Origin of the sequence: Microbacterium sp., assembly GCF_047606685.1 — a bacterium.
Lineage (GTDB): Bacteria > Actinomycetota > Actinomycetes > Actinomycetales > Microbacteriaceae > Microbacterium.
This window is the reverse complement of the sequence record NZ_JASGEC010000096.1, coordinates 1-5,560: the sequence shown is the minus strand read 5'-3', so window position 1 is coordinate 5,560 and position 5,560 is coordinate 1. Positions and strand designations below refer to the sequence as shown.

At 69.9% G+C, this 5,560-nt stretch carries 8 protein-coding genes; 4 read left to right on the top strand and 4 right to left on the bottom strand.

Going from position 1 to position 5,560, the window contains the following annotated elements:
* A partial coding sequence (locus QM611_RS11560) for an AAA family ATPase (protein WP_415080066.1) occupies nt 1-1,079 on the top strand: 1,079 nt, incomplete at its 5' end.
* 6 nt (nt 1,080-1,085) lie between these two features.
* Here the strand turns inward: QM611_RS11560 and QM611_RS11555 are convergent.
* On the bottom strand, nt 1,086-1,592 hold the full coding sequence (locus QM611_RS11555) for a nucleotidyltransferase domain-containing protein (RefSeq protein ID WP_415080065.1): 507 nt from the start codon (nt 1,590-1,592) through the stop codon (nt 1,086-1,088).
* A complete protein-coding gene (locus QM611_RS11550; protein ID WP_415080064.1) occupies nt 1,582-1,905 on the bottom strand; it encodes a helix-turn-helix domain-containing protein in 324 nt (107 codons plus the stop codon). The genes QM611_RS11555 and QM611_RS11550 overlap by 11 nt, the downstream gene beginning before the upstream one ends.
* 70 nt (nt 1,906-1,975) lie before the next feature.
* On the opposite strand from QM611_RS11550, the gene ftsY reads away from it, so the two are divergent.
* Both ftsY and QM611_RS11540 read left to right on the top strand, forming a co-directional pair.
* A complete protein-coding gene (gene ftsY, locus QM611_RS11545) occupies nt 1,976-2,848 on the top strand; it encodes a signal recognition particle-docking protein FtsY (RefSeq protein WP_415080063.1) in 873 nt (290 codons plus the stop codon).
* 48 nt (nt 2,849-2,896) lie between these two features.
* Nucleotides 2,897-3,397 carry a DUF2004 domain-containing protein gene (locus QM611_RS11540; RefSeq protein WP_415080062.1) on the top strand — a complete coding sequence of 167 codons (501 nt, stop codon included), beginning with the start codon at nt 2,897-2,899 and terminating at the stop codon, nt 3,395-3,397.
* 16 nt (nt 3,398-3,413) lie between these two features.
* Here QM611_RS11540 and lipA read toward each other — a convergent pair whose 3' ends face one another.
* Together lipA and lipB are read right to left on the bottom strand one after the other, a co-directional pair.
* On the bottom strand, nt 3,414-4,409 hold the full coding sequence (gene lipA / locus QM611_RS11535) for a lipoyl synthase (RefSeq protein ID WP_415080061.1): 996 nt from the start codon (nt 4,407-4,409) through the stop codon (nt 3,414-3,416).
* On the bottom strand, nt 4,406-5,050 hold the full coding sequence (gene lipB / locus QM611_RS11530; protein WP_415080060.1) for a lipoyl(octanoyl) transferase LipB: 645 nt from the start codon (nt 5,048-5,050) through the stop codon (nt 4,406-4,408). Before lipB ends, lipA begins: the two co-directional genes overlap by 4 nt.
* Before the next feature lie 79 nt (nt 5,051-5,129).
* Here lipB and QM611_RS11525 point away from each other — a divergent pair.
* Nucleotides 5,130-5,560 (top strand): TetR/AcrR family transcriptional regulator (locus QM611_RS11525; RefSeq protein WP_415080059.1); only part of this gene is annotated, 431 nt, incomplete at its 3' end.

Here is a 5,560-nt window from a genome sequence, read left to right as displayed (position 1 = left end):
TCGAGGCCGCGCGGCGCGCGGTGGTCCGCCGCGCGCAGCGCGAGGCGGCGAGGAGCGTCGTCGACCGGCTGCCCGCGGTGCTCGCGTCGGCCGACCGGTCGGTGTCGCAGGCGCGTCTCGCGCTGGCCGCCGCCGAGCAGGAGCGCTCCGCGCAGAACGCAGAGCTCGCTGAGCTGCGCGCGCAGGAGGCGAGCGTGCGCGACCGGCTCTCGGCGGTCACCGAGGGCGTGCACTCGCTCGAGCTGCAGATCCACGAGAAGCGCCTGCACGTGCAGAGCCTGCTCGAGCGGGTGTTTTCGGAGCTCAGCCTCGAGGAAGATATTCTTGTTTCGGAATATGGACCCGACCAGCTGATTCCACCGGATGGCGCGGAGGCCGACGCGGACGGCGAGCCGGAGGCATCCGGTGTCCCGTTCGACCGGGAACAGCAGCAGCGACGGCTGCGCGACGCCGAGCGCAAGCTCGCCCAGCTTGGTCGGGTGAACCCGCTCGCGCTGGAGGAGTTCGCCGCGCTGGAGCAGCGGCACGCGTTCCTGACTGAGCAGCTGGCGGATCTCACGCAGACGCGCAAAGACCTGCTCACGATCATCGCCGAGCTCGACGAGCGCATGCAGACGATCTTCCAGGCGGCGTTCGAAGACACCCGCGCGGCGTTCCACGAGGTGTTCCCGATCCTGTTCCCCGGCGGCGCGGGCGACATCGCGCTGACGAACCCCGACGACATGCTGACCACCGGCATCGAGGTGACCGTGCGCCCGGTCGGCAAGAAGATCGAGCGGCTGTCGTTGCTCTCCGGCGGAGAGCGGTCGCTTGCGGCCGTGGCCCTGCTGACGGCGATCTTCAAGGCGCGGCCGAGCCCGTTCTACATCCTCGACGAGGTCGAGGCGGCCCTCGACGACGCGAACCTCGGGCGGCTGCTCGGAGTGTTCGAGCAGCTGCGCCAGTCGAGCCAGCTCATCGTCATCACGCACCAGAAGCGCACGATGGAGATCGCGGACGCGCTGTACGGCGTTTCGATGCGCCAGGACGGCGTGTCGGCGGTCGTCGGCCAGCGCGTGGGCGACCGGGCCGCCAGCTGAGGCTGGTCAGCGCCGGTTCTTCTCGTGCCGACTGGCGAGGATCTCGCGCAGCGTCGGCAGCACCCGCTGGTCTTTGGGGCGGTTCGCGGCTTGCTTGGACCGGATGATGTCGGCGAGCGAGGCGACGCGGATGGACACGCCCTCCACCGTGTACTCGAGAGCAGAACGATCGAGGTCGGGGAAACCTTGAGTGCCGTTCGGGATGAAAGAGATGTCAAGGCGACCCGCAGAGGTGACGAGGTTCCACACGCCGCTGTCGGCGAGCGAGGTCGCGGAGTGGTCGAATGGCAGGCCGTCTGGCTCGGTCTGGGTGAAGACCCGCGCCTCGAGCTCGCGAAGCGCGTCGGAAAGCCGCGAGAGGTTGTCATGCTCGCGCTCGGGGGTGATGTCCAGATCCTCGGTGGGAAACGGCGACCCCTGCAGGATCGCGGCAAGCCCTCCGATCAGCACGAAGCGCACATTGTGTGCCGTCAGTGCCGCGATGATCCGATCGTTGTCCTGTCTAGGCGGCATGTCCTGCCTCTCGCCAGCGCTCGAGTTGTGCGGCGGTGTCGCTGTGCCTCGCCCAGAGTTCGTCCGGGGGGAGAGAGGAGAGCGGTGCGGCGAGCGACCAGTCGGAGTCGTCGCGCTCGACGAGCATGAAGTCGAGGTCGAGGTCCATGAGCCGGAGATAGCGGATGACGTCGTCGAAGCTTGGCGCCGTTCGCGCCGACTCGAGGCGAGCGATCGCCGATTGCGTGGTGCCCGCCAGTTCGGCCAGCTGCGCCTGGGTCAGCCCACGGCGTTTGCGAGCCTCGCGGATGAGGTCGTTGCCCATTCCCTTCATGGCACAAGTATAGCGAATCAGCGATATAGCGCCTCTGATATCGATCAAGCCGCCGCGTAGGCTGGAGCCCATGGCGGAGAACTCCTGGTCGTTGGGGCGCGCGTTGCGCGGCATGTTCGCGAGGCCCACGATCGACGAGACGACGTGGGACGACCTGGAGACGGCGCTCATCACGGCCGACTTCGGACCCGACATCACCGAGCGCATCGTCGATGAGCTGCGTGCGAAGGTCGAGCGCTACCGCACGACCGACCCGCGCGACCTGCAGCGCATGCTCAAGGAGACCCTCGAGGAGCACTTCGCGAAGTTCGACACGACCCTGCGGCTCACCGAGCGGCCCGCCGTCGTGCTGGTCGTCGGCGTCAACGGCGTCGGCAAGACGACGACGATCGGCAAGTTCGCGAAGTTCCTGCAGCGCTACGGGCGCTCGGTCGTGGTGGGCGCCGCCGACACCTTCCGCGCGGCCGCCGTCGACCAGCTCGCCACGTGGGCCGAGCGCGGGGGCGCCGCAATCGTGCGGCCCGAGCGCGAGGGCCAGGATCCGGCATCCGTCGCCTTCCAAACCATCGACCACGCGATCCGCACCGGCACCGAGATCGTGCTCGTCGACACTGCCGGGCGCCTGCACACCAAGGGCGGGCTCATGGACGAGCTCACCAAGATCCGCCGCGTGATCGAGAAGCAGGCGCCGATCAGCGAAGTGCTGCTGGTGCTCGACGCGACGACCGGGCAGAACGGCGTCATGCAGGCCGAGGCGTTCCTCGAGCACGCCGGGGTGACCGGGCTCGTGCTGACCAAGCTCGACGGCTCGGCGAAGGGCGGGTTCGTCCTGGCGGTGCAGGAGCGCACCGGCATCCCGGTCAAACTCCTCGGCCAGGGCGAGGGCATCGGCGACCTCACCGGCTTCACTCCGCACGTGTTCGCCGCATCTCTCGTGGAGTGAGCGAGCGTCGGTCTACCGTCTTGCCGGATCGGCTGGTTTCATAGGGCTATGGCGATCGAGCACGACTTCTTCGGGCTGTTGGAATCCGGCCCCGACGGCTCCATCTTCTGGTCGGAGAATGTCGAGCTCGGCGACCAGAGCGTCACTGTCGACCTCACTGCTCCCGACCAGGACGACATCTCCCCGGACGCGCTCGACGTGGCCGCCGCGATGGTGTCGGCGCTCGAGGGCATCGACGTGAACGCGCGCCGCGCCATGCTGTCCGAGCTCGACGACCGCACGAGCGAGGTGACGGAGTACATCCTGCAGCAGCAGGAGGAGCTCGGCGAGGAGCTGGAGGACTTCTTCGTCGACGCCTCCGGCGACGTGCATGTGGACGTCATCCGCTCGCTGCAGCTGATGAGCATGACGATCCTCGCCGACGAGCACGGCGGGTCGGAGCCGTTCGCGGTGCTCGAGTACGCGCTCGACCCGGACGCCACCGACGACGTGCTGCTGGTGAACCTCGCTTCCGACGGCGAGGTGCAGTCGGTCACCAGCGCCGACTGACCCTGCTCGCCTCCGGCTAGACGGCCTGGGCGAAGCCGCGCTCGGCGTGCACCTCGGCGGCGATGTGCGCGAGGTGCGGGGGGATCTCACGGCCCTTCGACGCCATCGACTGCGCCCACAGCCGGCCGGCGCGGTACGACGAGCGGACGAGGGGCCCGGCGAGCACGCCGAGGAAGCCGATGCGCTCCGCCTCCTGCTTGAATTCGACGAACTCCTGCGGCTTGACCCAGCGCGCGACCGGCAGGTGGCGTGGCGACGGGCGCAGGTACTGCGTGATCGTGACGATGTCGGTGCCCGCGTCGTGCAGGTCGCGCAGCGCCTGCACGACCTCCTCGGGCTCCTCGCCCATGCCGAGGATGAGGTTCGACTTCGTGATCAGCCCCGCGTCGCGCGCCTGCGTGAGCACGTCGAGCGACCGCTCGTAGCGGAACGCGGGGCGAATGCGCTTGAAGATGCGGGGCACGGTCTCGACGTTGTGCGCGAACACCTCCGGCCGCGCGTCGAACACCTCGCCGAGCAGGTCGGGGCGCCCGTTGAAGTCGGTGGCCAGCAGCTCGACTCCCGTGCCCGGGTTGACCGCGTGGATCTGCCGGACCGTCTCGGCGTTGAGCCACGCGCCGCCGTCGGGCAGGTCGTCGCGCGCGACGCACGTGACGGTGGCGTAGCGCAGCCGCATCCGCTGCACGCTCTCGGCCACCCGCCGCGGCTCGTCGGTGTCGTAGTCGGCGGGCTTGCCGGTGTCGATCTGGCAGAAGTCGCACCGTCGAGTGCACTGCGACCCGCCGATGAGGAAGGTGGCCTCGCGGTCCTCCCAGCACTCGTAGATGTTGGGGCAGCCCGCCTCCTGGCAGACGGTGTGCAGCCCCTCGTCCTTCACCAGGGCGTGCAGCGCCTGGTACTCGGGCCCGAGCTTGGCCTTCGTCTTGATCCACTCGGGCTTGCGCTCGATCGGCGTTTGCGCGTTGCGCACTTCCAGGCGCAGCAGCCGGCGCCCCTCCGGCGCGGCGCTCACGCGGCGGCTCCTGCGGGGGAGTAGGCCGCGGCGAACGCCGACGCGACGAGGTCGACGACGCTGGCCGGACTGACATCCGCCCCCACTGCCTCGCTCACCGTCGTCACTCCGGCGTCGCTGATGCCGCACGGGACGATGGAGCCGAACGCGGCGAGCGAGTTGTCGCAGTTGAGCGCGAAGCCGTGCATCGTGACGCCTTTCTCGACCCGCACTCCGATCGCGGCGATCTTGTCCTCCGACAGCGGGCGGCGCACCCACACGCCGCTGCGGCCGTCGACGCGGTACCCGTCGACGCCGAGGGTCCGGAGGACGTCGATGAGGATCCCTTCGAGGCGGCGCACGTGCGCCACGACGTCGATGGGCTCGGGCAGCCGCACGATCGGGTAGCCGACCAGCTGCCCCGGGCCGTGCCACGTGATCTTGCCCCCGCGGTCGACGTCGACGACGGGCGTGCCGTCGACCGGGCGCTCGTGCGGCTCGGTGCGCTTGCCCGCCGTGTACACCGGCTCGTGCTCGAGCAGGAGCAGAGTGTCCGGCCGGTCGCCGGCCACGACCGCCGCGTGCACGCGGCGCTGGAGGTCCCACCCTTCGAGGTACGGGACGACATCGGGCGAGAGCCCCACGATCTGGATGTCGAGCACGACGCTCCTTCGCTCCGGTTTCTGGATCGCGTCCAACAATACGCCCGGTCGTGCCGCGCCGCGTGCGTAGGGTTGTCGTGTGGGCACAGAAGCGCGCGCGGGGCGACCGAAGGCGTCGTCGCGGGAAACCATCGCCGAGGCCGCGTGCGAGCTGTTCCTCGAGCGCGGCTACGAGCACACGTCGATCGCCGACATCGCCACGCGCGCCGGGGTGGGCCGCTCGAGCTTCTTCAACTACTTCTCCTCCAAGGCCGACGTGCTGTGGGGCGGGTTCGACGAGAGGCTGGATGCCGCGTGCGCGGCCCTCGCGGCGGACACGGCGCCGACGCGCGACATCCTCTCCGGCATCGCCGACGGGCTCGCCCCCGACAGCCTGGCTCTGGCCATCGCCCACGCCCAGACCATGGGGCTCGTCGACGAGTTGGAGCGCGAGCGCGCGATGCGCCAGTGGCGGCTCGGCCGCGCGGTCGCCGAGCGCGCGCGACGCGAGGGCGCGCCGCCGATCGCCGC

Excerpts from the sequence above, each read along its gene's own strand:
- QM611_RS11555 (WP_415080065.1), bottom strand. The coding sequence starts at position 1,592 with ATGCCGCCTAGACAGGACAACGATCGGATCATCGCGGCACTGACGGCA.
- ftsY (WP_415080063.1), top strand. The coding sequence starts at position 1,976 with ATGGCGGAGAACTCCTGGTCGTTGGGGCGCGCGTTGCGCGGCATGTTC.
- QM611_RS11540 (WP_415080062.1), top strand. The coding sequence starts at position 2,897 with ATGGCGATCGAGCACGACTTCTTCGGGCTGTTGGAATCCGGCCCCGAC.
- QM611_RS11550 (WP_415080064.1), bottom strand. The coding sequence starts at position 1,905 with ATGAAGGGAATGGGCAACGACCTCATCCGCGAGGCTCGCAAACGCCGT.